Annotated in this window: 22 protein-coding genes; 12 read left to right on the top strand and 10 right to left on the bottom strand. The window is 68.6% G+C overall.

The features are described from left to right. The first annotated feature begins 65 nt into the window (after positions 1-65). Positions 66-1,832 (top strand): DEDD exonuclease domain-containing protein, encoded by a 1,767-nt coding sequence (locus tag ACFU5V_RS26820; protein WP_378440093.1) that lies wholly within the window; start codon positions 66-68, stop codon positions 1,830-1,832. Then, positions 1,829-2,104, top strand: coding sequence for an Lrp/AsnC family transcriptional regulator (locus ACFU5V_RS26815; protein ID WP_005247708.1), 276 nt, complete (start codon positions 1,829-1,831; stop codon positions 2,102-2,104). The genes ACFU5V_RS26820 and ACFU5V_RS26815 overlap by 4 nt, the downstream gene beginning before the upstream one ends. Positions 2,105-2,113: 9 nt before the next feature. Here ACFU5V_RS26815 and trpD read toward each other — a convergent pair whose 3' ends face one another. Together trpD and ACFU5V_RS26805 are read right to left on the bottom strand one after the other, a co-directional pair. Continuing rightward, entirely contained in the window at positions 2,114-3,202 is a 1,089-nt protein-coding gene (trpD, locus tag ACFU5V_RS26810; protein ID WP_378440091.1) for an anthranilate phosphoribosyltransferase, read from the bottom strand. Between the two features lie 44 nt (positions 3,203-3,246). Then, positions 3,247-3,717 carry a ribonuclease E inhibitor RraB gene (locus ACFU5V_RS26805; RefSeq protein WP_378440089.1) on the bottom strand — a complete coding sequence of 157 codons (471 nt, stop codon included), beginning with the start codon at positions 3,715-3,717 and terminating at the stop codon, positions 3,247-3,249. Between the two features lie 126 nt (positions 3,718-3,843). On the opposite strand from ACFU5V_RS26805, the gene ACFU5V_RS26800 reads away from it, so the two are divergent. The 4 genes from ACFU5V_RS26800 to ACFU5V_RS26785 all read left to right on the top strand — a co-directional run bounded on the left by ACFU5V_RS26800 (position 3,844) and on the right by ACFU5V_RS26785 (position 8,189). Continuing rightward, positions 3,844-4,455 (top strand): heme-copper oxidase subunit III, encoded by a 612-nt coding sequence (locus ACFU5V_RS26800; RefSeq protein WP_005260123.1) that lies wholly within the window; start codon positions 3,844-3,846, stop codon positions 4,453-4,455. 64 nt (positions 4,456-4,519) lie between these two features. After that, complete coding sequence (locus tag ACFU5V_RS26795; protein WP_378440087.1) at positions 4,520-5,371, top strand: c-type cytochrome; 852 nt, start codon at positions 4,520-4,522, stop codon at positions 5,369-5,371. After that, entirely contained in the window at positions 5,368-6,510 is a 1,143-nt protein-coding gene (locus tag ACFU5V_RS26790; RefSeq protein WP_378440085.1) for a ubiquinol-cytochrome c reductase iron-sulfur subunit, read from the top strand. Before ACFU5V_RS26795 ends, ACFU5V_RS26790 begins: the two co-directional genes overlap by 4 nt. A gap of 29 nt (positions 6,511-6,539) precedes the next feature. Beyond that, a complete protein-coding gene (locus ACFU5V_RS26785; protein ID WP_378703007.1) occupies positions 6,540-8,189 on the top strand; it encodes a cytochrome bc complex cytochrome b subunit in 1,650 nt (549 codons plus the stop codon). 636 nt (positions 8,190-8,825) lie between these two features. On the opposite strand, the gene ACFU5V_RS26780 is transcribed toward ACFU5V_RS26785, so the two are convergent. Both ACFU5V_RS26780 and ACFU5V_RS26775 read right to left on the bottom strand, forming a co-directional pair. Further along, entirely contained in the window at positions 8,826-9,242 is a 417-nt protein-coding gene (locus ACFU5V_RS26780; RefSeq protein WP_012688105.1) for a cytochrome c oxidase subunit 4, read from the bottom strand. A gap of 41 nt (positions 9,243-9,283) precedes the next feature. Further along, on the bottom strand, positions 9,284-10,351 hold the full coding sequence (locus ACFU5V_RS26775) for a cytochrome c oxidase subunit II (RefSeq protein WP_378441890.1): 1,068 nt from the start codon (positions 10,349-10,351) through the stop codon (positions 9,284-9,286). Between the two features lie 272 nt (positions 10,352-10,623). On the opposite strand from ACFU5V_RS26775, the gene asnB reads away from it, so the two are divergent. Next, positions 10,624-12,549 (top strand): asparagine synthase (glutamine-hydrolyzing), encoded by a 1,926-nt coding sequence (asnB, locus tag ACFU5V_RS26770; protein ID WP_378441888.1) that lies wholly within the window; start codon positions 10,624-10,626, stop codon positions 12,547-12,549. A 69-nt stretch (positions 12,550-12,618) separates the two neighbouring features. Here asnB and ACFU5V_RS26765 read toward each other — a convergent pair whose 3' ends face one another. The 3 genes from ACFU5V_RS26765 to ACFU5V_RS26755 form a co-directional block, all read right to left on the bottom strand. Next, entirely contained in the window at positions 12,619-13,593 is a 975-nt protein-coding gene (locus ACFU5V_RS26765; RefSeq protein ID WP_378702990.1) for a carbohydrate kinase family protein, read from the bottom strand. A gap of 180 nt (positions 13,594-13,773) precedes the next feature. Beyond that, positions 13,774-14,124 (bottom strand): iron-sulfur cluster assembly accessory protein, encoded by a 351-nt coding sequence (locus ACFU5V_RS26760; RefSeq protein WP_005247725.1) that lies wholly within the window; start codon positions 14,122-14,124, stop codon positions 13,774-13,776. 138 nt (positions 14,125-14,262) lie between these two features. Continuing rightward, on the bottom strand, positions 14,263-15,339 hold the full coding sequence (locus ACFU5V_RS26755) for a glycerate kinase (RefSeq protein ID WP_378440310.1): 1,077 nt from the start codon (positions 15,337-15,339) through the stop codon (positions 14,263-14,265). Positions 15,340-15,427: 88 nt separating this feature from the next. Between ACFU5V_RS26755 and ACFU5V_RS26750 the strand changes: the two genes are divergently transcribed. Next, positions 15,428-16,084, top strand: coding sequence for a DUF3043 domain-containing protein (locus tag ACFU5V_RS26750; RefSeq protein WP_378702989.1), 657 nt, complete (start codon positions 15,428-15,430; stop codon positions 16,082-16,084). A 3-nt stretch (positions 16,085-16,087) separates the two neighbouring features. Here ACFU5V_RS26750 and ACFU5V_RS26745 read toward each other — a convergent pair whose 3' ends face one another. After that, the gene (locus tag ACFU5V_RS26745; protein ID WP_087556203.1) at positions 16,088-16,303 is read right to left on the bottom strand and encodes a hypothetical protein; all 216 of its coding nucleotides are present in this window, start codon (positions 16,301-16,303) and stop codon (positions 16,088-16,090) included. A 100-nt stretch (positions 16,304-16,403) separates the two neighbouring features. On the opposite strand from ACFU5V_RS26745, the gene ACFU5V_RS26740 reads away from it, so the two are divergent. From ACFU5V_RS26740 to ACFU5V_RS26730, 3 genes are read left to right on the top strand one after another with little or no spacing between them, the layout of a single operon-like run. Then, entirely contained in the window at positions 16,404-17,048 is a 645-nt protein-coding gene (locus ACFU5V_RS26740; RefSeq protein WP_378702988.1) for a bifunctional adenosylcobinamide kinase/adenosylcobinamide-phosphate guanylyltransferase, read from the top strand. Next, positions 17,045-18,178: a nicotinate-nucleotide--dimethylbenzimidazole phosphoribosyltransferase gene (cobT, locus tag ACFU5V_RS26735; RefSeq protein WP_378702987.1), complete on the top strand. Its 1,134-nt coding sequence runs from the start codon at positions 17,045-17,047 to the stop codon at positions 18,176-18,178. The genes ACFU5V_RS26740 and cobT overlap by 4 nt, the downstream gene beginning before the upstream one ends. A gap of 2 nt (positions 18,179-18,180) precedes the next feature. Further along, a complete protein-coding gene (locus ACFU5V_RS26730) occupies positions 18,181-18,921 on the top strand; it encodes an adenosylcobinamide-GDP ribazoletransferase (protein ID WP_378702986.1) in 741 nt (246 codons plus the stop codon). A gap of 17 nt (positions 18,922-18,938) precedes the next feature. Here the strand turns inward: ACFU5V_RS26730 and ACFU5V_RS26725 are convergent, their stop codons facing one another. After that, positions 18,939-20,042, bottom strand: coding sequence for a branched-chain amino acid aminotransferase (locus tag ACFU5V_RS26725; protein WP_378440300.1), 1,104 nt, complete (start codon positions 20,040-20,042; stop codon positions 18,939-18,941). Between the two features lie 63 nt (positions 20,043-20,105). After that, the gene (gcvT, locus tag ACFU5V_RS26720; RefSeq protein WP_378702985.1) at positions 20,106-21,206 is read right to left on the bottom strand and encodes a glycine cleavage system aminomethyltransferase GcvT; all 1,101 of its coding nucleotides are present in this window, start codon (positions 21,204-21,206) and stop codon (positions 20,106-20,108) included. Between the two features lie 126 nt (positions 21,207-21,332). Here gcvT and ACFU5V_RS26715 point away from each other — a divergent pair, with 126 nt between their 5' ends. Further along, positions 21,333-22,850 carry a leucyl aminopeptidase gene (locus ACFU5V_RS26715; protein ID WP_378702984.1) on the top strand — a complete coding sequence of 506 codons (1,518 nt, stop codon included), beginning with the start codon at positions 21,333-21,335 and terminating at the stop codon, positions 22,848-22,850. Positions 22,851-22,913 lie beyond the last annotated feature (63 nt).

Raw genomic sequence — 22,913 nt, 5'->3', positions numbered from 1 at the left:
TGTGATCCTCGTCTCCCCAGGCTCTTCGGGCGGGTCTGTCGGTGCCCGTCCATACGCTCTGAGCCGTGAGTGTCCCCGGCGTACCCGAACAGCTGAGATTCGACGACCTCGACACCCCGCTGCGGGACACCACGTTCGTGGTGGTCGACCTCGAGACCACCGGAGCGCGGCCGGGCGAGGACGCCATCACCGAGATCGGGGCGGTGAAGATCCGCGGCGGCGAGGTGATCGCCGAGATGGCCACCCTCGTCGACCCGGGACGGTCCATCCCGCCGCACATCGTCGAGATCACGGGCATCACCACCGCGATGGTGATCGACGCACCCCGCATCGAACGCGTGCTGCCCGCGTTCCTCGAGTTCGCACGCGGAGCGGTGCTCGTCGCCCACAACGCCCCCTTCGACACCGGCTTCCTCAAGGCCGCCGCGTCGGCCACCGACACCCCCTGGCCCAAGTTCACCGTGCTCTGCACGGTCAAACTGGCCCGCCGGGTCCTCACCCGCGACGAGGCGCCGTCGGTCAAGCTGTCGTCGCTGGCCCGGCTCTTCGACGTCGGAAGCACCCCGACCCACCGGGCCCTCGACGATGCCCGCGCCACCGTCGACGTACTGCACGCCCTCATCGCGCGGGTCGGCAACCAGGGAGTGCACAGTCTCACCGAGCTCGTCGACTACCTTCCCGACGTCTCCTCCCACCAGCGGGCGAAACGCACGCTCGCCAGTCATCTCCCCCACGCTCCCGGCGTCTACCTGTTCCGCGGGCCGTCCGACGAGGTCCTCTACGTGGGCACGGCGACGGATCTGCGCCGCCGGGTGCGCAACTACTTCACCGGCTCCGAGACGCGCGGCCGGATGAAGGAGATGGTCGCGCTGACCACCCGCATCGACCACGTCGAATGCGCGCACGCACTCGAGGCGGGGGTGCGCGAGCTCCGGCTGCTCGCCGCCCACACCCCGCCGTACAACCGGCGGTCCAAGTACCCGAAGCGCGGCTGGTGGATCACGCTCACCGCGGAGGCCTTCCCCCGGCTGTCGGTGGTGCGGACCCCGGCCGCCGACTCCCTCGGACCGTTCCGGTCCCGCTCGACCGCCGCCGACGTCGCCGACCTCCTCGCCGAGTACTGCATTCTCCGTACCTGCACCAGCCGGATCCCGAAGGGACGGACGCACGGTGCGCAGTGCCCGCCCCGCGAGCTCGGGCGCTGCCCCGCGTCCGTCCACGGCCGCGACACGGAGGACACCTACCGTCCCGGCCCGGAACTCTTCCGGCTCTTCCTACGCGGCGCCGACGACGCGCCGCTGCACCGGATGCGCGCACGGGTGGAGGAACTGGCCGCGGGCGAGTTGTTCGAGAACGCCGCGCGGCTGCGGGACCGCACCGCGGAGGTCGTCCTCGCGCTGCGCAGAATGCAGCGCCTGGCGGCGCTCACCGCCCTCGATCAGCTCGTCGCCGCTCGCCCCGCCGCGACCGGCGGCTGGGAGTTCGCGGTGATCCGTTCCGGGCGCCTCGCGTCCGCGGGCTGCGCCCGGCGGGGAATCCACCCGATGCCGGTGGTCGACGCGCTCGTCCTCACCGCAGAAACCGTCGTGCCCGACACGACTCCGCTTCGCGGCGCGTCCCCCGAGGAGGCCGGGCTGCTCGCGCGCTGGCTCGACCAGGACGACACCCGGATCGTCAGTGCGTCCTCGGGGTGGTGCGAGCCCGCACGGGGCGCCGGATCCTGGTCCGAGTGGTGTGCGCTCGCCCGCGCCGGCAGCGCGTCGACACGGGACGCCGAGACCCGACCACCCGCACCGGGTTCCGCCGACCACCGCTTAGGCTGGCGATCATGATCAACGCCATCGTCCTGATCCACGCCGAAGCCCACCGCATCCCGGAGACCGCTCAGGCCGTCGCCGACATCGAGGGCGTCGACAAGGTCTACTCCTGCGCAGGCGACGTCGACCTCATCGCGATCGTGCGGGTCCGGGACCACGCGAAGATCGCGGAGGTCGTCACCGAGGGAATCAACAAGGTGGACGGCGTCTCGCGGACGGCGACGCACATCGCGTTCCAGTCCTACTCCAGCGCCGACGTGGAAGCGGGCTTCTCCATCGGCGAATAGTTCCGCCGGCTATTTGCTGGTGGCCAGGCCCGACGTGAGATCGGCCCACCGGCCGAGCAGCGTCGCGGCCGCGCCGCTGTCGATGGACTGCGCCGCCGCCGAGAGCCCGTCCGACAGTCCCTCCTCGAGGGTGCGGGCGCCGAGACCCCGGAACGCCGTGATCGCCGCCGCGGCGTTGAGGAGAACGGCGTCGCGGACGGGTCCGGTCTCACCCGCGAGGAGTCGCCGCGCCACCGCGGCGTTCACGTCGGCGTCGCCGCCGCGCAGTTCGTCGAGCGGCACCCGGGCGATGCCGATGTCGCGGGGGTCGAGCCGACGGGTGGTCACCGCTCCGTCGGCGACGATGTGCACGGTCGAGGTGGTCGACGTCGTCAGTTCGTCCAGGCCGTCGTCGCCGCGCACCACCAGCGCCGAATTGCCGCGCTGCGCGAGCACACCGGCCACCACCGAGATCAGGCCCGGGAAGGCGCAACCGATGAGGCCGGCCCGCGGACGGGCCGGGTTGGTGAGCGGTCCGAGCACGTTGAAGACCGTCGGGATGCCGATCTCCTTACGGGGCGCGCCCGCGAACCGCAGCGCCGGGTGGAACACCGGCGCGAAGCAGAATCCGATGCCGACCTCCCGCACGCAGCGGGCCACCTCGTCGGGGCCGAGATTGATCTTGACGCCGAGAGCCTCGAGAACGTCCGCGCCACCACTCTTGGACGACGCCGCCCGGTTGCCGTGCTTGACGACGCGGATGCCGGCCGCCGCGACCACCAGTGATGCCATCGTCGAGATGTTCACGGTGTTCGATCGGTCACCGCCGGTGCCGACGATGTCGACGACGTCGTCGTCGACGGGAACCTTGCGTGCGTGCCCGAGCATCGAGTCCGCGAGGCCGCGCAACTCCTCCGGCGTCTCGCCCTTCATCTTCAGGGCGACGCCGAACGCCGCGATCTGCGCGGACGTGGCGTTGTCCGACATGATCTCGTCCATCGCCCATTTCGCGTCGTCCACCGCGAGGTCACGTCCGTCGGTGAGCGCACCGAGGACCGACGGCCAGGTGCGTGCAGGCAGCACACCGTCGTTGGTCCCCTGAGCAGTCGGGCTCTGCATCGTCGTGTCCCCTTGTACTAGTGGCGGATCCGATCCCTGGCAGCCTAGTCACCGGGCGGACCGGACTCGCGCGCCGGTTGCGTCGCGTCCCATCCGTCGACCGAGCCCCCGAGCCGCTGGGCCAGTCCCGCCATCCTCGACTTCTCCTGGGAACAGTGCAGCGCGTCGAGGACCTGGACCCGTTGCAGCACGAGTTCGACAGTCGCGCCGTCCTCGGCCGGGGACGCCTGCCCGTCCGGATCCTGCGGTCGGTAGCCGTCCTGGGCGGCGATCGACACGGCGTCGGCCACCGAGGCCGCGGGCAGCCGTAAGTGGTGCCGCAGCACCGCTTCCGCGTCGGCGTCCCACCGCGGTTCCTCGGCGGCGGCGCGGTCGAGCACGGTCGAGCACGCCTCCACGTCGTCGAAACTCGAGGCGACGACCACGAGGTCGGGCCGGTCCTGATCGAGAGGGGCCTGCTTCCGACTTCCGAACAGTCGCCGCAGCCACCCCGTACTGTTGTCTCCAGAGCGCATGACTCCACCCTTTCACGGTCCGCGACCAGGCTGTCAGCAGGGAGAACCGGACAAGCGGGGCGCCTCGGCGCGCCGAGGGTGGACCCGGGTAGTCGTCTCTTACGACGAAGCGTCATACTTCTGTCTGTGACGAGCGCAGTAGGGACTTCAGGATCAGCAATCACCCAACGCGTGCACTCGCTGAACCGACCTAACATGGTCAGCGTTGGCACCATCGTGTGGTTGTCAAGTGAGCTCATGTTCTTCGCAGGGCTCTTCGCCATGTATTTCGTGGCGCGAGCACAGGCGAACGGGAACTGGCCGCCGGAGCCGACCGAGCTGAATCTGTTCCTCGCCGTGCCGGTGACGCTGGTGCTGATCGCCTCGTCGTTCACCTGCCAGATGGGTGTCTTCGCGGCCGAGCGCGGCGACGTCTTCGGCCTCCGCCGGTGGTACCTCCTGACCTTGGCGATGGGCACGTTCTTCGTCCTCGGCCAGGCCTACGAGTACATCCACCTCGTAGAGCACGGCACCTCGATCTCCAGCAGCGTGTACGGCTCGGTGTTCTACATGACCACCGGCTTCCACGGAATGCACGTGATCGGCGGCCTCATCGCGTTCGTGTTCCTGATCGCCCGCACCAAGGTCAGCAAGTTCACGCCCGCCCAGGCCACCGCCGCCATCGTCGTCTCGTACTACTGGCACTTCGTCGACATCGTGTGGATCGGCCTGTTTGCCACGATCTATTTCATCCGTTGATCAGCTGAACGCCCCAGGCAGCCCCCTGACGTCCAGTCCGTCCCGACATACCAAAGGGATACAGATGAGTTCATCCCCCCCTCCCGCATCCGATACCACAGCGTCCGCCGCCAAGGCACGCCGCCAGCGGAAGCTCCGCAGGCGCGTCACGGGCGCCCTGGTCCTGATGATGGGACTGGTCAGCGCCGGTTTCCTCGCGTCCGCGTTGACGCCAACCCCGCAGGTGGCCACCGCCACCGATGATCAGGCAGCACTGATCCGCGAAGGCAAGCAGCTGTACGACACCTCGTGCATCACGTGCCACGGCGCGAACCTGCAGGGTGTGCAGGACCGCGGCCCCAGCCTGATCGGTGTCGGCGAGGCCGCCGTGTACTTCCAGGTGTCGTCGGGACGTATGCCGGCATCGCGCAACGAGGCCCAGGTCGAGCGCAAGCCCGTCAAGTTCGACGCCGAGCAGACGGACGCCATCGGCGCGTACGTCCAGGCCAACGGCGGCGGCCCCACGGTCATTCGTGACGAGAACGGCGAAATCGCCCAGTCCTCGCTGCGCGGCGGCGACATCGGACGCGGCAGCGAACTGTTCCGCCTCAACTGCGCGTCCTGCCACAACTTCACCGGGCGCGGCGGTGCGCTCTCGTCCGGCAAGTACGCGCCGGTCCTCGACCCGGCCAGCGAGCAGCAGATCTACACCGCGATGGTCACCGGCCCGCAGAACATGCCCAAGTTCTCGGACCGTCAGCTGACCCTCGAGGAGAAGAAGGACATCATCGCCTACATCAAGTCGTCGGGCGAGACGAAGCAGCCCGGTGGCTACGGACTCGGCGGCATCGGTCCCGCCTCCGAGGGCTTGGCCATGTGGGTCATCGGAATCATCGCTGTCGTCGGTGCAGCACTGTGGATCGGAGCAAGGTCATGAGCGACGCTGGCCAGCCGGGCGGCGCCACGCCAAAGAAGTACACGGATGCAGAACTCGAGAACCTGAGCCGCGACGAACTGGTCGAGCTCGGCACCAACCTCGACCACGTCGATGTCGCGTTCCGCCGCAACCGCTGGGCGGTTCCGGGAACGAAGGCCGAGAAGCGCGCCGAGCGGTCGGTCGCGTTCTGGTTCGCGCTGTCCGGCATCTCCGCGATCGCGTTCATCGCGATCTACCTCTTCTGGCCCTGGGAGTACGCGGGCGCCGGCGAGCAGCACTACTCGGCCTACAGCCTGTACACCCCGCTGATCGGCCTCACCATGGGTCTGGCCATCCTCGGCCTCGGTGTCGGCGCGGTGCAGTTCACCAAGAAGTTCATCCCCGAAGAGGTGTCCATCCAGGACCGCCACGACGGTGGATCGTCCGAGGTCGACCGCAAGACGATCGTCGCGGAACTCGGCGACTCGTTCGACACGTCGACGCTGGGACGGCGCAAGCTCCTCAAGCGCACCCTGATCTTCGGCGGCGGTGCCCTCGGCATCATGTCCGTCATGCCCCTCGGTGGTCTGATCAAGAACCCGTGGGCCAAGCGCGACGACTCCCCGCTGTGGGTGTCGGGATGGACCCCCCGCTACGAGGGCGAGACCATCTACCTGCGCCGCGACACCGGTCGTCCCGAGGACGTCGTCCTGGTTCGCCCGGAAGACCTGGACGCGGGCGCCATGGAAACGGTGTTCCCCTTCCGCGAGTCCGATCGCGGCGACCACGACGCGCTGCTCGAGGCGCTGCGCGGCATCCGCAACGCGACCATGCTCATCCGCCTCCGCACGGAGGACGCGGCGAACGTCACCAAGCGCAAGGGCCAGGAGAGCTTCAACTACGGCGACTACTTCGCCTTCTCGAAGATCTGCACCCACCTCGGCTGCCCCACCTCCCTGTACGAGCAGCAGACCAACCGAATCCTCTGCCCGTGCCACCAGTCGCAGTTCGATGCGCTGACCTACGGAAAGCCGATTTTCGGTCCGGCCGCTCGTGCACTTCCGCAGTTGCCTATTACAGTGAACGAAGAGGGTTTCCTAGTCACAACGGGTGACTACATCGAAGCTCTCGGCCCGGCATTTTGGGAGCGTCGACCGTGACCGACAACAAACCGTCCAAACTGAGCGCGATGGCCGCAGGCCAGGCGGAAGCGATGGACTCGCGCTACCACCTCGCAGCGGGAATGCGGCGGCAGATCAACAAGGTCTTCCCCACCCACTGGTCGTTCCTGCTCGGCGAGATCGCGCTGTACAGCTTCGTCATCCTGCTGATCTCCGGTGTCTACCTGACCCTGTTCTTCGACCCGTCGATGGCGCACGTCGTCTACAACGGCGCGTACGAGCCCCTGCGCGGCGTCACCATGTCCCGCGCGTACGAGACCACGCTGAACATTTCGTTCGAGGTCCGCGGCGGTCTGTTCGTCCGTCAGATCCACCACTGGGCTGCGCTGATGTTCGCGGCGTCGATCGTCGTGCACCTGATGCGCATCTTCTTCACCGGCGCCTTCCGGCGTCCGCGTGAGGCCAACTGGGTCATCGGCTGCCTCCTGCTGATCCTGGCGATGTTCGAAGGATTCTTCGGCTACACGATCCCCGACGACCTGCTGTCCGGCACCGGCCTGCGCGCCGCGTTCTCCGGCATCACGCTGAGCATCCCGATCGCGGGCACCTGGCTGCACTGGGTGATCTTCGGCGGGGACTTCCCCGGCGACCTGATCATTCCCCGCCTGTACGTCGCGCACGTCCTGCTGTTCCCGGGCATCATCCTCGCCCTGATCGCCGGTCACCTTGCGCTCGTCTGGTACCAGAAGCACACGCAGTTCCCCGGCCCCGGCAGCACGGAGAACAACGTCGTCGGTGTGCGCATCCTCCCGGTGTTCGCCGTCAAGTCGGGTGCGTTCTTCGCGATCACGTTCGGTGTTCTCGCCGTCATGGGTGGCGTGCTGCAGATCAACCCGGTCTGGACCATCGGCCCCTACAACCCGTCGCAGGTGTCGGCAGGTTCGCAGCCCGACATCTACATGATGTGGACGGACGGCCTGGCCCGTCTGTGGCCGGCCTGGGACATCTACCTGTTCGACCGCTACACCATCCCGTCGGTGTTCGCCGTCGCGTTGATCATGGGTCTGGTGTTCACGGTCCTGATCGCCTACCCGTGGATCGAGAAGCGCCTGACCAAGGACGATGCTCACCACAACCTGCTTCAGCGTCCGCGCGACGTTCCGGTGCGCACTGCGATCGGTGCGATGGCGATCGCGTTCTACGCCGTCCTGACGATCTCCTGCATCAACGACATCATCGCGTACCACCTGAGCATTTCCCTGAACGCGATGACGTGGATCGGCCGAATCGGCATGGTGCTGCTGCCTCCGATCGCCTTCTTCGTCGCCTACCGGTTCTGCCTGGGTCTCCAGCGCAGCGACCGTGAGGTCCTCGAGCACGGCATCGAGACCGGCATCATCAAGCGGATGCCGAACGGTCAGTACATCGAGATCCACCAGCCGCTCGGCCCGGTCGACGACCACGGTCACCCGATCCCGCTCGAGTACCAGGGTGCGACCGTCCCGAAGAAGATGAACAAGCTCGGTTCCGCCGGCAAGCCCGGTTCCGGCAGCCTCGTCACGGCCGACCCGGTCGAGGAGAGCCTGGCCCTCGAGCACGCCCTGCATCACGGCGAGCACGAGCAGCTCACGATGCTGCGGGAGTACCAGGACCGTGCCCACGGCAACGGTTCGTCGACGTCCGGCAACGGATCGTCCGGCAACGGCGAGGCGCACTAGCCTCACCCCCGTAGTCGAACAGAGCCCCGAACCGCTTCCGGTTCGGGGCTCTGTTCGTGTGTCCGGACCGTGCGCGCTCCCCTCCCCCGCGCGGCCGTGCACGGAACGCGAGCGGGACCGCCACGAGGCCGTGGAGAAGTCCGAGCGCGGTGAGGACCCCGAACGGTCGCCGCCGCTCCCCAGATCGCCGTCACCGGCACCATCAGGAACATCAGGGCATTGAGACCCCGCGCGTGATTGCGCTGCTGCGCAGCACGAGCCATACAGGACGTAGCCGCCCACCGTGGACAGGACGATCAACCACACGACCGGTCGCCGGCGGCGACAGCATTCCGGCGCACGGCACGAGGTAGGCCCACCACGCCACACCGGAGGGCGCGGTGGCGTCCGAGCAGAAGCCCCCACCACTGCCCGGACGCGGCTGCTGACCGAGCAGTGGACCTGTCAGCACGGCGACGACCAGGGGCTGGGTGCCGTCGATCAGTCGGTGGTGCCGGTCGAGACGCCCCGTCCGATCGCCCGGTAGACGGTGGGCTCGCCGCGGCGACCGCCCGCTACCGCGAGGGCTGACGACACACGCAAAAGGCGCCGAACCCCAGAGGGATTCGGCGCCTTCGGCCGTCACAAAAGTGTGGGCTAGTGCTTCTCGGGCCCGACGTAGTACTCGAAGACGAGACCCGCAGCGGCGGCCAGCACGGCAACCACGGCGACCACGATCATCCACGGCTGGAAGAACGCCATCGAGACGGCGACGAACGCGGCCGCGGCGGCGAGCAGGATCGGCCAGTAGCTACCGGGGCTGAAGAAGCCCAGGTCGCCTGCGCCGTCGGCGATCTCTGCGTCCTCGTAGTCCTCGGGACGCGTGTCGAGGCGACGGGCGACGAACCGGAAGTACGTTCCGATGATCAGCGTCAGTCCCGCCGACAGGCAGATGCCCGTCAGACCCGCCCACTCGATACCGGTTCGTGAAACGGCGGTGAAGACGCCGTAGACGATCGCGACGAGAATGAAGAATACCGTCAGGATCTCGAAGAGCTTGGCTTCGATCTTCATATCAGCACTTGTCCTTGGTCAGTGAGGTATCAGCAGCAGGTTCAGTTACCTTCGACACCGCTCGCCTGCTTGTAGCCGCGGTCGGTGGTGAAGGGAGACGTCGACGTCGCGACGGGGGACTCGCCGATGGCCTGCAGAGCCTCCGCCGTGGTCAGATCCCGGCCGCCCTCGCTCGCCGGCTTGCGCAACTCGATGTACTGCGCGAACTTGTCCGGGCTCACGGCACGAACCTCGAAGTTCATCATCGCGTGGAACGTGCCGCACATCTCGGCGCAGCGCCCGACGAAGGCACCTTCCTTCTCGATCTCACTGATCTGGAAGACGTTGTCGGAGTGGTTCTCCTTGGGGTTCGGGTTCACGTCACGCTTGAACAGGAACTCCGGCACCCAGAACGCGTGGATGACATCGGCCGAGGCCAGTTCGAACTGGATCCGCTTGCCGGTCGGCAGGACGAGGATCGGGATCTCGTTGCTCGAGCCGATCGTCTCGATCTTGTCGTAGTGCAGGTAGGACAGGTCCTGGGGTGTCTTGCCGTGAATCGGCCCGGGCACGGCGTGCTCACCCTCGCCCTCCGCCTCGGGCGCCGATGCGGACTCGACGGCGGCCTGCGCCTCCTGGTCGACACCGTCGTACAGACCGCCACCTTCACCGAGATCGATGGAGCGGTAGCCGAACTTCCAGTTCCACTGGTACGCAGTGACATCCACCACTACATTCGGGTTGTCCTCCTTCTCGAGGACATGGTTCTGCACGACCACCGTGAAGTAGAACAACACGGCGATGATGACGAACGGAACTGCGGTGTACGCCAGCTCCAGCGGCACGTTGTATGCCGTCTGACGCGGGAACTCGGGAGAGTCCTTCTTCTTGCGGTGGAAGATCACCGCCCAGAAGGTGAGTCCCCACACCAGCACACCCATGACGAGGGCGGCGATGACCGACCAGGTCCACAGTTCACGCATGCGGTGCGCCTGCGGGGTTACGCCCGAAGGCCACCCGAAACGAAGCACCTCGTTGTCGATTGAACAACCCGACAGCAGCAAGGCAGCAATGCCCAAAGATACTGCCAACCCTGCCCGCCGAAGGATCCGACCTTGCGCCACGTTCACGCCTTCCTGATCGCCGCAAATTCCACTAGGGCACACCCGATGGGAAGGCCCAATTACTACGCAGCGTAGACCAAAGGTGGCGGCTCTCCATCCTCGGGTCGGGCGATGTGTCGCTGTCGTTGCCGCGGCGGTGCCGGTGTTCGGGCCGCAGCGGTGCCTGCGGCGGCCCGAACCGGACGCGTCGGCAATCTGCGGCATACTTTCCGGCAGAGATCCCTGACCCCTCCACCTCGTGGAGCCTTCCAAGATTCTGAATTGAGGTACCGGACGCTGTGTGCGGACTGCTCGGGCTACTGACCTCTGGAGAAACCAGCGACAACGCCGTCTCACAGGTCGACCAGGCAATGCACTGCCTGCGGCACCGTGGGCCGGACGAGCACGGGACCTGGCACGACGACCACCTCGTCTTCGGGTTCAATCGCCTGTCGATCATCGACATCGAACACTCCCACCAGCCACTGCGGTGGGGTCCGGCGGAGAACCCGGAACGCTATGCGCTGACGTTCAACGGCGAGATCTACAACTACCTCGAGGTGCGGGCCGAACTCGCCGAGCAGTTCGGTGCGCAGTTCGCCACCGAGGGCGACAGCGAGGCCATCGTCGCGGCGTTCCATTACTGGGGTGAGGACGCCGTCCGCCGCCTGCGCGGCATGTTCGCATTCGCGATCTGGGACACCGAGACGCGGGAATTGTTCATCGCCCGCGATCCGTTCGGCATCAAACCGCTGTTCCTGGCAACGGGCACCGGCGGCACCGCGTTCGGCAGCGAGAAGAAGAGCCTGCTGGAACTGGCGAGCCTGATCGGCATCGGCACCGAACTCGATCCGCGTGCGGTCGAGCACTACACCGTCCTCCAGTACGTGCCGGAGCCGGAAACCCTCCACAAGCAGATCCGCCGGCTCGAGTCCGGGTGCTTCGCGCGGGTGCGCCCGGGCGAAGAACCCGTGATCACCCGCTATTTCGCGCCCACGTTCCCGGTGCGCCCGTTCGCCGCGGGCACCGAGCAGGCCCGGTACCGCGAGATCGCGGAGGCCCTCGAGGATTCGGTCGCGAAGCACATGCGCGCCGACGTGACCGTCGGCTCGTTCCTGTCGGGCGGCATCGACTCGACGGCGATCGCGGCGCTCGCGATGCGCCACAACCCGAACCTGATCACGTTCACGACCGGTTTCGAGCGCGAGGGCTACTCCGAGGTCGACGTCGCAGCCGAGTCCGCCGAGGCGATCGGCGCACGGCACGTGGTGAAGGTGGTGAGCCCGTCCGAGTTCGCCGCCGCCATCCCCGAGATCGTGTGGTACCTCGACGACCCGGTCGCCGACCCGGCACTGGTTCCGCTGTGGTTCGTGGCGAAGGAGGCGCGCAAGCACGTCAAGGTCGTGCTGTCCGGTGAGGGCGCCGACGAACTGTTCGGCGGCTACACCATCTACCGCGAGCCGATTTCGTTGAAGCCGTTCGAGTACCTGCCCAAGGGCCTGCGCAGGGCCGCCGGGAAGCTGTCCGAGCGCATCCCCGACGGCACCCGCGGAAAGAGCCTGCTCCATCGCGGTTCGCTGACCCTGGAGGAGCGCTACTACGGCAACGCGCGCAGCTTCAACGACGCGCAGTTGCGGGCCGTCCTGCGCGACTTCCGGCCGGAGTGGACGCACCGTGACGTGACCGACCCGATCTACGCGCAGTCACAGGGGTGGGATCCGGTGGCCCGGATGCAGCACCTGGACCTGTTCACGTGGTTGCGCGGCGACATTCTGGTCAAGGCCGACAAGATGACGATGGCCAATTCGCTCGAACTGCGGGTGCCGTTCCTCGATCCGGAGGTCTTCGAGGTGGCGTCGCGGGTGCCGCTGGATCAGAAGATCACCAAGAGCACCACCAAGTACGCGCTGCGTCAGGCGCTGGAAGGGATCGTCCCCGGCCACGTGCTCCATCGGGCGAAGCTGGGCTTCCCGGTGCCGTTGCGGCACTGGCTGCGCGGGACCGAACTGTTCGACTGGGCGCACGAGCAGATCGCGGCCTCGGGCACCGATCACCTGCTCGACAAGGTCGCGATCACGAAGATGCTGAACGATCACCGGGACGGCGTGTCCGATCACAGCCGTCGCCTGTGGACCGTGCTGATCTTCATGGTCTGGCACGGCATCTTCGTGGAGAACCGGATCGTCCCGGAGATCGCCGAGCCGGCGTACCCGGTCTCGATCTAGGCGCTCCGCGCCCGTGAGTGGTTGACGAGTCCAGAGACTCCTCAACCACTCACGGGCGGCGGAGCCGCCTCACGGCAGAATCGCGGCGATCTCGTCCGCGGCGGTGGAGCCGTAGGCATCCGCGAGGCGCTTGACCGCCTCGTCGCGGTCGAACGTCCATTCCTGGGTTCCGGTGGTCTCCAGTACCAGCACGGCCACCAGCGACCCCAGTTGTGCGGAGCGTTCGAAGCTCAGGCCTGCGCTGTGCGCGAGGAGGAATCCGGCTCGGAATCCGTCGCCGACACCGGTCGGGTCGACCTTGGCCTTCTCGGGGACGACGGCGACCCGGGTGCAGTTGCCGTCGGCGTCGACGATCTCGACGCCCTTCGAGCCGAGCGTCGTGACGCGGACACCGACCTGTGCGCGGATCTCTGCTTCGGACAGTCCGGTCTTCTGCTGCAGCAGTCCCCACTCGTACTCGTTCGTGAACAGGTATTTCGCACCGCGAATCAGCGCCGCCGCCTCCTCGCCGTTCAGGCGCGCGAGTTGCTGCGACGGGTCGGCGGCGAACGGGATGTCCTGTCGGCGGCATTCCTCGGTGTGGCGGATCATCGCCTCGGGGTCGTTGGCGCCGATCAGGACCAGCTCGAGCGTGTCGGCGTCCGAAGCGATGCCGGACAGCTGGATCTCCCGGGCCTCGCTCATCGCCCCGGGATAGAACGAGGCGATCTGCGCCATGTCCTCATCGGTGGTGCACACGAAACGCGCGGTGTGCGCGGTGGTCGAGATCCGGACGGCGGTGCAGTCGACACCGTTGCCCTCGAGCCACTGGCGGTAGTCCGCGAAGTCGGCTCCGACAGCCCCCACCAGAAGCGGGGAACCACCGAGGACGCCCATGGCGTAGGCGATGTTGCCGCCCACTCCCCCGCGCCGGACTACGAGGTCGTCGACCAGGAAGCTCAACGAGACGTGGCTGAGCTGATCGGCGAGCAGTTGCTCGGCGAACCGGCCCGGAAACCGCATCAGGTGGTCGGTGGCGATGGAACCGGTTACCGCAATTGTCACGGGCGGATGCCTTTCGATGAGTTCGGTCGGGATTTCTCACCGTACCCCGGTGGACCACCATGTTCGGTCGGGCAGCACGGGGACCCGGGGACGGCGAGGTCGGGCACGAAAAAAGTCTGACGCGGCAGCCGGTCGGCGCCGCGTCAGACTTGTCGATTCAGTTGTACTTCGGCTCGGGACTCAGTTGAAGGAGTCGCCGCAGGCGCACGAACCGGTCGCGTTGGGGTTGTCGATGGTGAAACCCTGCTTCTCGATGGTGTCGACGAAGTCGATGGAGGCACCCTCGACATACGGCGCGCTCATCCGGTCCACCGCGAGGGCGACGCCACCGAAGTCCACGATCAGGTCGCCGTCCAGGTTGCGGTCGTCGAAGAACAGCTGGTAACGCAGTCCTGCGCAGCCGCCGGGTTGCACGGCGATACGCAGTGCGAGGTCGTCACGACCTTCCTGATCGAGCAGCGCCTTCGCCTTGGCGGACGCGGCTTCGGTCATCTTGACGCCGTGGACGGCGGTCTCGTTCTGCACAGTCATGGGCTCTCCCTGTAGTTCGTAACAAACCCGTGAACGCTTCAACGGTACTCCGCGCCCGACTTATTCCCGGGTTCCATTCCCTGCGGCAGCGTCCGCAGATCGATCCACGTCCATGGTATCCGACGTCGGGGTTTCGGGTTACTGCCGTGCGGTTGCGCCGTCCCATCCGCGGGCGGCGGCGGCGGCGAGGTCTCTCAGCTGCGCGTATGCGTCCGACATCGCGAGTTCGACCGACCCGGCGTGGTCCACCAGCGACAGGGCGTCGTCGATGCCGGCGCGGTCCAGATCGTCCGTGTCGAGGAGCACCTGCCCGGCCAGGACGAGCGTCGCGATGGCCCGCCTGCGGGCGGCGGCGGCGAGCGCGCTCACGAGTTTGCCGCGCAGCGACTGCCGGTCGAGGCGGCCTTCCCCGGTGATCACGAGCTGCGCGGACGCGAGTTGCCTGTCTTGCCGGGTGCGCTGGGCGACCACGTGGGCACCGGATTCGCGGGTACCGCCGAGCGCGAGCAGCGCGGCGCCGATACCACCCGCGGCTCCGGCACCGGCCTCCGCCGCGACGTCCCGGGCCGTCACCCGGTGCAGTTGCCCGGCCCACGCGGCGTTCCGGTCCTCGAGGAACTCGACGGTGCCGGCATCGGCACCTTTCTGCGGTCCGAACACACGGGCGGCACCGTGCTCACCCAGCAGCGGGTGTTCGACGTCGGTCGCGACCACCAGTTCCACTGCGCGCAGGCGGGCGACGGCGGCGTCCGCGCTGCCGAATCCCTGCGCGAGGGATTCGACGAGGCCCCGACCGCCGTCGGTGCAGCTGCTGCCGCCGAGACCGACGACGATTCTGCGGGCGCCGGCGTCGAGGGCCGCCACCACGAGCTGCCCGACACCTCGGCTGTGCGCGTCGCGGGCGGTGCGGGGCGTCGGTGGTCCGCCCAGCAGTCCGAGTCCGCAGGCCTGGGCGGATTCGAGGTAGGCGTCGGTGCCGTCGAGGAGCCAGCGGGCGGGAACGTCGACGCCGAGGGGCCCTTCCACCACCGTGGTCTTGACGGTGCCGCCGGCAGCCGCGACCACGTCCACGAAGCCGGGGCCGCCGTCGGACTGCGGGGCCTCGATCAGCTGGTCGTCCGGGCGCACGGCCGACCATCCCGCCGCGATGGCGGCGACCGCCTCGACGGCGGTCAGCGTCTCACCGAAGGAGTCCGGTGCGATCAACACTCGCATCGGCGAAGTGTATGGCGACGGGCGCGACCCGGCATTTCGATGTGAGGGCAATTTTCCACTCCGTGGCGTCTTCCCATAGTCTGGAAGAGTGAAATTGCTACGCCGCGGTGATTCGGACAATTCAGACAAGCGGGACGTCGAGGTCGCCGAGTCGTCCACGGCCAAGGAGGCGGAGTCCGTCGAGCAGGCGGGCAAGGGCCGCCCGACCCCCAAGCGACGCGACGCCGAGTCGAAGCGCCGCGGACCGGTCGCGCCCGCACCCCTGACGGCGAAAGAGGCCCGCGCCCGCAGGAAAGCCACCCGCGGCAGCAAGGAAGAGCGCAAGGTCGCCGCAGCGGAGCGACGCGCCACCGCCGCCGAGCGCCGCGCCCGCATGCTCGCCGGCGAAGACAAGTACCTCCTCCCCCGCGACAAGGGCCCCGTCCGCGCGTACGTCCGGGACATCGTCGACGCCCGGCGCAATCTGGTCGGCCTGTTCATGCCGCTGGCACTGATTCTCATCATGGCGATGTTCGTCAGCCCGGCCCTGCAGGCGATCGTGACGCTCGCCATGCTCATCATGATGATGTTCATGGCCATCGAGGGCGTGTGGCTGGGCCGGAAGATCAACAATCAGGTGCGGGAACGCTTCCCGGACACTCCCGACGGCGGTTTCAAACTCGGCTGGTACGCGTTCGTGCGGGCGTCGCAGATCCGCAAACTGCGGGCCCCCAAGCCGCGGGTGCGGCCCGGCGACGCCATCTGACGGTCAGTTGTGGGGCGCGCGGTGCGTCTCGGCGAGCAGCCGCCCCAGTTCGGCGTCGCGGTCCCGCGACAGGTCCGTCAGGGGATCGGCAGGCCGGAAGAAGTTGTCGCGGTAGCTGTTCCGCAGTCGCGGGTGAAGTGGTCCCAGGTGCCGCCCGGCGTACGTCACGGCCGCCTGCAGCACCAGGAGAAGTGCAACGAGGACGAGGAATTCGGTCATGGCTGAAATTTTCCGCCCATTCACTTTCCGCCAACAGTGGCGGAATTGACGTTCTTCGTCAAAATCCTGCCACGTCGGCGGGTTGGTAGCGTTTCCCTCCGTGCCCACCGCCGATTCCCCGGACCTCCCGGATCGCCCGAACCAGCCCAGGCGAACGCTGGTACTCGGCGGTGCACGGTCCGGTAAATCCGCTCACGCCGAGGAACTGACGCAGGCCCTGGCCGGGGCGGGCGGGGTGCGTTACGTCGCCACCAGCCACCGCGACCCCGGCGACCACGACTGGGAGCACCGCGTCGCCGAGCACCGCGATCGGCGCCCCGACAGCTGGGTCACCGTGGAAACCGCGCACCGCCGCGACCTCGCCGATCAACTGCGTTCCCCCACCGACGCGGCGGCCACACTCGTCGACGATCTCGGCACCTGGCTGACCGTCGAACTCGACGGCGCCGCGGCCTGGGATTCGCCGCGGGGCACCATCACCCCCGTCGCGGACGACCTCGTCGCGAGCGTCCGCGACTACCCCGGGGCACTCGTGCTGGTGACTCCCGAGGTCGGTCTCGGCGTCATCCCCGAGACCCGGTCCGGTCGCCTGTTCCGCGACGAAATCGGCGCCCTCAACGCGCGGCTCGCGCAGGTCTGCGATCGTGTGGTCCTCGTCGTGGCCGGCCTGACCATGATCCTGAAAGACGATCCCGCACGTGCGTCGTGCGGGGCCGACTCCACTCGAGCGAGAGGCCAAGCGTGACCAGCGAGTCCGTGAGCACCGACCCCGGTCGGTTCGAACCCGTCACCCCACCCGACGAAGGGGTTCGCGCGCAGGCCGAGGCCCGTCAGCTTCAGCTCACCAAACCGGCCGGATCGCTCGGACGTCTGGAGACGCTGGCGTGCTGGGCCGCGGCCTGCCAGGGCGTCTGCCCACCCGCCCCGTTCGCACGGGCACGGGTGGTGGTGTTCGCCGGCGACCACGGCGTGGCACGGACCGGCGTCTCCGCGTATCCGCCCGAGGTGACAGCGCAGATGGTCGCCAACTTCGTCGACGGTGGGGCGGCCGTCAACGCTCTCGCGAACCGGGCGGGCGCCGGCGTGCGCGTCGTCGACCTGTCGGTGGACGGCGACACGGATCCGTCGGTGTCCGCGTTCAAGATTCGGCGCTCGTCGGGGGCGATCGACCGCGAGGACGCACTCACGCACGAAGAGACCGTGAAGGCCATCGAGGCCGGACGGTCGATCGCCGACTCCGAAATCGATTCCGGCGCAGACCTGTTGATTGCCGGCGACATGGGAATCGGCAACACCACACCGGCCACCGTTCTCATCGCCGCGCTGACGGACACCGAACCGGTCGCGGCGGTCGGCCGGGGTACCGGGGTCGACGACGCCGGCTGGATCCGGAAGACGGCGGCGATCCGCGACGCGATGCGCCGCGCCCGGCCGGTGGTCCGGGACACGGTGGCACTGCTGCGCACGGTGTCGGGCGCCGACCTCGCCGCGACGGCAGGGTTCCTCGCGCAGGCCTCCGCGCGCAAGACCCCGGTCATCCTCGACGGCGTCGTCGTGACGGCGGCCGCGATGGTGGCCGAGGAACTGGCACCCGGCGCCCGCGCGTGGTGGCTGGCCGGCCACCGTTCCACCGAACCGGCCCACACGATCGCGCTGAAGCATCTGCAACTCGACCCGCTCCTCGAACTCGACATGCGACTCGGCGAGGGGTCCGGCGCCGTCACCGCGCTGCCGATCCTGCAGGGCGCCGTCGCGACGCTCGCGGAGATGGCGACGTTCGCGGAGGCCGGGGTCAGCACCCGCGACACCGAGGACGGTTCCGAAACCCGGACCGACTCCGACAGCGGGTCCGACGCCGCCGACACCGCGGGCTGACTGTGACGGGTGTGCTGCTCGCCTTCTCCTGGCTGACGGTTCTCCCTCTGCGCGGTCCGGATTCCGTCGACCGTGCGGCAGGCGGCCGCGCGATCCGGGCGGCGCCGGTGACCGGGATCGCGCTGGGAACCCTGGCCGCGGGACTGCTGTGGCTGCTCGTGTCCGCCGGACTCGATCCCGCGCTCGCCGGCCTGGTGACGGTAGGGGCGCACGCCCTCGCCACCCGAGGCATGCACGTCGACGGCCTGTCGGACACCGTCGACGGGCTCGGCTGCTACGGGTCGCCGGAGCGCGCGCGGGCCGTGATGCACAGCGGCGGCGCGGGCCCGTTCGGGGTGTGCGCCCTGGTGATCTGCCTGGGCGCGCAGGGGCTGGCGTTCGGATCTCTCGCCGCCGCAGGACAGTTCGCGTGTGTGGCCGTCGCCGTGGCGGCCGGGCGGGTGGCGGTCGTGTTCGCCTGCCGCCGCGGGATCCCCGCGTCCGCCACGGAAGGGTTCGGCGCGCTGGTCGCCGAGACCCAGTCGCCGTGGACCGGTGCCGCCTGGACCGTTCCGCTCCTCGCGGCGGCGGCATGGTGCACGTCGCCGTGGTGGCAGGGACCCGTCGTCGTCGCGGTCGCACTGACACTCACCGCGCTGCTGGTGGCCCATTGCGTCCGGCGATTCGCCGGCCTGAACGGTGACGTGCTCGGAGCCGCGCTCGAGATCACCATCACCGTCTCGGCGATCGGTCTCGCTTCCTGACCGACCGCCGACACGGCTCAGCGCAGTTTGGTCATCCAGCCGTGGGTGTCGGCGAACGTTCCCCGCTGGATTCCGGTCAGCGTGTCGCGCAGTGCCATGGTGACCTCGCCGGGCTCGCCGTCGGCGATGGTGAATTCGCCTTCGGCGGACTTGACCCGGCCGACGGGCGTGATGACGGCCGCCGTTCCGCACGCGAACACCTCGGTGATCTCGCCGGACTTCGTCTTGGTGCGCCATTCGTCGGTGCTGATCCGCCGCTCCTCCACAGCGAAACCGGCGTCGGTCGCGAGGGTCAGCAGTGAATTGCGGGTGATCCCCGGCAGCAGCGAACCGGACAGGGACGGCGTCACGAGGCGGGCGTCGGATCCGGAGCCGAACACGAAGAAGAGGTTCATGCCGCCCATCTCCTCCACGTACGACCGCTCGATCGCGTCGAGCCACACCACCTGGTCGCAACCCTCGTCGGCGGCCTGCGCCTGCGCGAGGAGCGACGCCGCGTAATTGCCCGCGAATTTGGCGGCACCGGTGCCGCCGGGTGCGGCCCGGACGTACTCCGTCGACAGCCACACGCTGACCGGCTTCACGCCACGCGGGAAGTACGCGCCCGCAGGCGAGGCGATCAGCAGGTAGCGGTACTCGTCGGCCGGACGCACCCCGAGACCGGCCTCGGTGGAGAACATGAACGGGCGCAGGTACAGCGCGTCCTCACCGCCTGCCGCGGGCACCCACTCGTGATCGAGCTCGAGCAGTTCGGTGATCGACTTGACGAACAACTCCTCCGGCAGCTCCGGCATCGCGAGACGGCGAGCCGACGTCGCGAGCCGCTCGGCGTTCGCCTCGATACGGAACGTCGAGATGCCGCCGTCGGGCTGCCGGTACGCCTTCAGACCCTCGAAGATGGCCTGCCCGTAGTGCAGCACCATCGCGGCGGGGTCGAGCTGGAGCGGCCCGTACGGCTCCACCTTCGCGTCGTGCCAGCCGAGCTCCGTGGAGTAGGTGATCGACACCATGTGATCCGTGAAGTACCGGCCGAATCCGGGCGCCGCCAGTATCTCTCGCCGTACCTCGTCGGAGGTGGGGGCGGGATGCGGGACGCGAACGAACTCGGTGACACCTGTCATGCCCGTGATCTTATCGAACGCCTTCCGCTGCCCCGCCGCCGACAGGTCGTCCGCGACAGGTGCTTACTTGGTCTTGATCTCCACGAACGGCGGAGACACCACCTCGGCGCGCAGCGAGCGCCCCCGGACGTCCACGGAGATCTCGTCTCCGGCCGACACCCCGGACCCGGAATCGAGCAGCGCCAGCGCGATCCCGACCTTGAGCGTCGGCGAGAACGTGCCCGACGTGGTCTCGCCGATCGGCCTGCCGTCGCGGAGCACGGTCTGACCGGCGCGCAGCACGCCGCGGTCCAGCGCCTTGATGCCCCACAGTGCGCGGGCCGGGCCGGACGCCTTCTCGTCGACGAGCGTCTCCTTGCCCCAGAACTTCGGCTTCTTCCAGCCGATCGCCCAGCCGCATCGCGCCTCGAGCGGGGAGATCTCCAGCGACAGCTCGTGCCCGTGCAGCGGGTACCCCATCTCGGTGCGCAGCGTGTCCCGGGCGCCGAGACCGGCGACCTGGCCGCCGTGGGCGCGGACCTGCTCGACCGCCGCCCGGAACAGCTTCTCGCTGTCGTCCCAGCGCGGCAGCAGCTCGAAGCCGATCTCGCCCGTGTACCCGCTGCGGCACACACGGACGGGCACGCCGTCCCAGGTGGCGTCCGCGAAGGCCATGTAGTCGATGTCGGTGGGCAGGCCGAGCGCGGTGAGCACCTCCACCGACTTCGGCCCCTGCACGGCGATCACGCCGAAGTCCCGGTGCTGGTCCTCGACGGTGACGCCCTCGGGGGCCGCGGCGGCGAGCGCCGCGACCACGTCCGCGGTGTTGGCCGCATTGGGGACGAGGAATACCTCGTCGGGGCCCACGTAATAGGCGATCAGATCGTCGATCACTCCACCCGACGGCGTGCAGCACAGCGTGTACTGCGCCTTTCCGGGACCGATCCTGCCGAGGTCGTTGGTCAGCGCCGAGTTCACGAAGTCGGCGGCGCCGCTGCCGCGCACGAGGGCCTTGCCGAGGTGGCTGACGTCGAACACTCCCACCGATTCGCGGACCGCAGTGTGCTCGGCGACGGTGCCGGCATACGACACGGGCATCTCCCAGCCACCGAACGGAGCGAACGTGGCCCCGAGTTCGACGTGGACGGCGTGGACGGGCCCCTGCGACAACTGCTCCTCGGTCATGCGCCTCAACCTATCGGACCTCCGGGTAGACGCGCACCGGGTGGCCGGAGGCGGCGGAGCACTACCATCGGAACGAACGTCGGCCACCCGGCACCACTCATCCCCCACCGCTGCAGGAGAGACACCGTGAGCACTCGCACAGCCCGACCCCTCGGACCACAACTCGCACTGGCCGGCACCGTCGGCAAGCGCGTGGACGTGTTGGTGATCGGACTGACGTCGAGCCCGGACGGCCCCGAAATCGCGCTCGGAGACGGCATCGTCGACGAATCGGTGCTGACCGACCTGCTCGACACGCTCGTCGCGGTGGGCGCCTCCGGCAAGGCCGAAGAGACCACCCGCATCCCGGCACCCGGCACGCTGCCGGTCGACAGCGTGCTCGCCGTCGGACTCGGTTCGGCCGAGAAGCTGGACGCCGAGCAGATCCGCAAGTCCGCGGGCGCCGCGGCGCGAGCACTCAGCGGTGTCGGCACCGTCGCGACCACGCTGTCCGTACTCGATCTCGGTGCGGCAGCGGAAGGTTTCGCCCTCGGCGCGTACCGGTTCACCGAATTCAAGTCCGCGAAGTCCGCACCCGGCCCGGACGCACAGCCCGTCTCCCGCGTCGAGTTGCTGGTGTCGTCCCCGCGGGCGAAGGAGTCGAAGGACACCCTCGCGCGCTCGTCGGCGATCGCCGAAGCCGTCGCCACCGCACGCGAATTCGTCAACACACCCCCGAGCCACCTGTTCCCCGCCGAATTCGCCGACCGCGCAAAGACACTCGGCACCGACGCGGGCCTGAAGGTCGAGGTCCTCGACGAGAAGGCGCTCGAAAAGAACGGGTACGGCGGCATCCTCGGCGTGGGCAAGGGCTCGTCCCGGCTGCCGCGACTGGTCCGCCTCAGCTACTCCGGCAAGAAGCGGAACGCTCCCAAGGTCGCGCTCGTCGGCAAGGGCATCACCTTCGACACCGGCGGCATCTCCATCAAGCCCGCTGCAGGCATGGAGAACATGACGTCCGACATGGGCGGTGCCGCAGCCGTTGTCGCGACCGTGGTCCTCGCCGCCAAACTCGGACTGCCCGTCGACGTCACCGCCACCGTCCCGATGGCCGAGAACATGCCGTCGTCCACCGCGCAGCGCCCCGGCGACGTCCTCACCCAGTACGGCGGAACCACGGTGGAGGTCATCAACACCGACGCGGAGGGCCGACTCGTGCTCGCCGACGCCATCGTCCGCGCCTGCGAGGACGAACCCGACTACCTGATCGACACGGCGACGCTCACCGGCGCGCAGATGGTGGCACTGGGCAACCGGACCCCCGGCGTCATGGGCACCGACGAGTTCCGCGACCGCGTCGCCGCCATCTCCCAGGAGATCGGCGAGAACGCGTGGGCCATGCCGATGCCCGCCGAACTGCGCTCGGACCTCGATTCGAAGATCGCCGACCTCGCCAACGTCACGAATCACCGCTGGGGCGGCATGCTCGCGGCGGCCCTGTACCTGAAGGAGTTCGTCGCCGACGGCGTCCAGTGGGCGCACATCGACGTCGCGGGACCGGCCTACAACTCGTCGGGACCGTGGGGTTACACCGGCCGCGGCGGCACCGGCGTTCCGGTGCGCACCATGATCGCGGTGATCGAGGACATCGCCGCCCACGGGTAGGCCCTCCGGGCTCGTGCGGGGGGGGGGGAGCGATGGGGCCGGCAGAAAACGGAGGGGGGGGAA

This window comes from Rhodococcus sp. NPDC057529 (assembly GCF_042802055.1).
Lineage (GTDB): Bacteria > Actinomycetota > Actinomycetes > Mycobacteriales > Mycobacteriaceae > Rhodococcus_F.
Note: the sequence above shows the minus strand (reverse complement) of the source record. Positions and strands in the feature narration are given on the sequence as shown.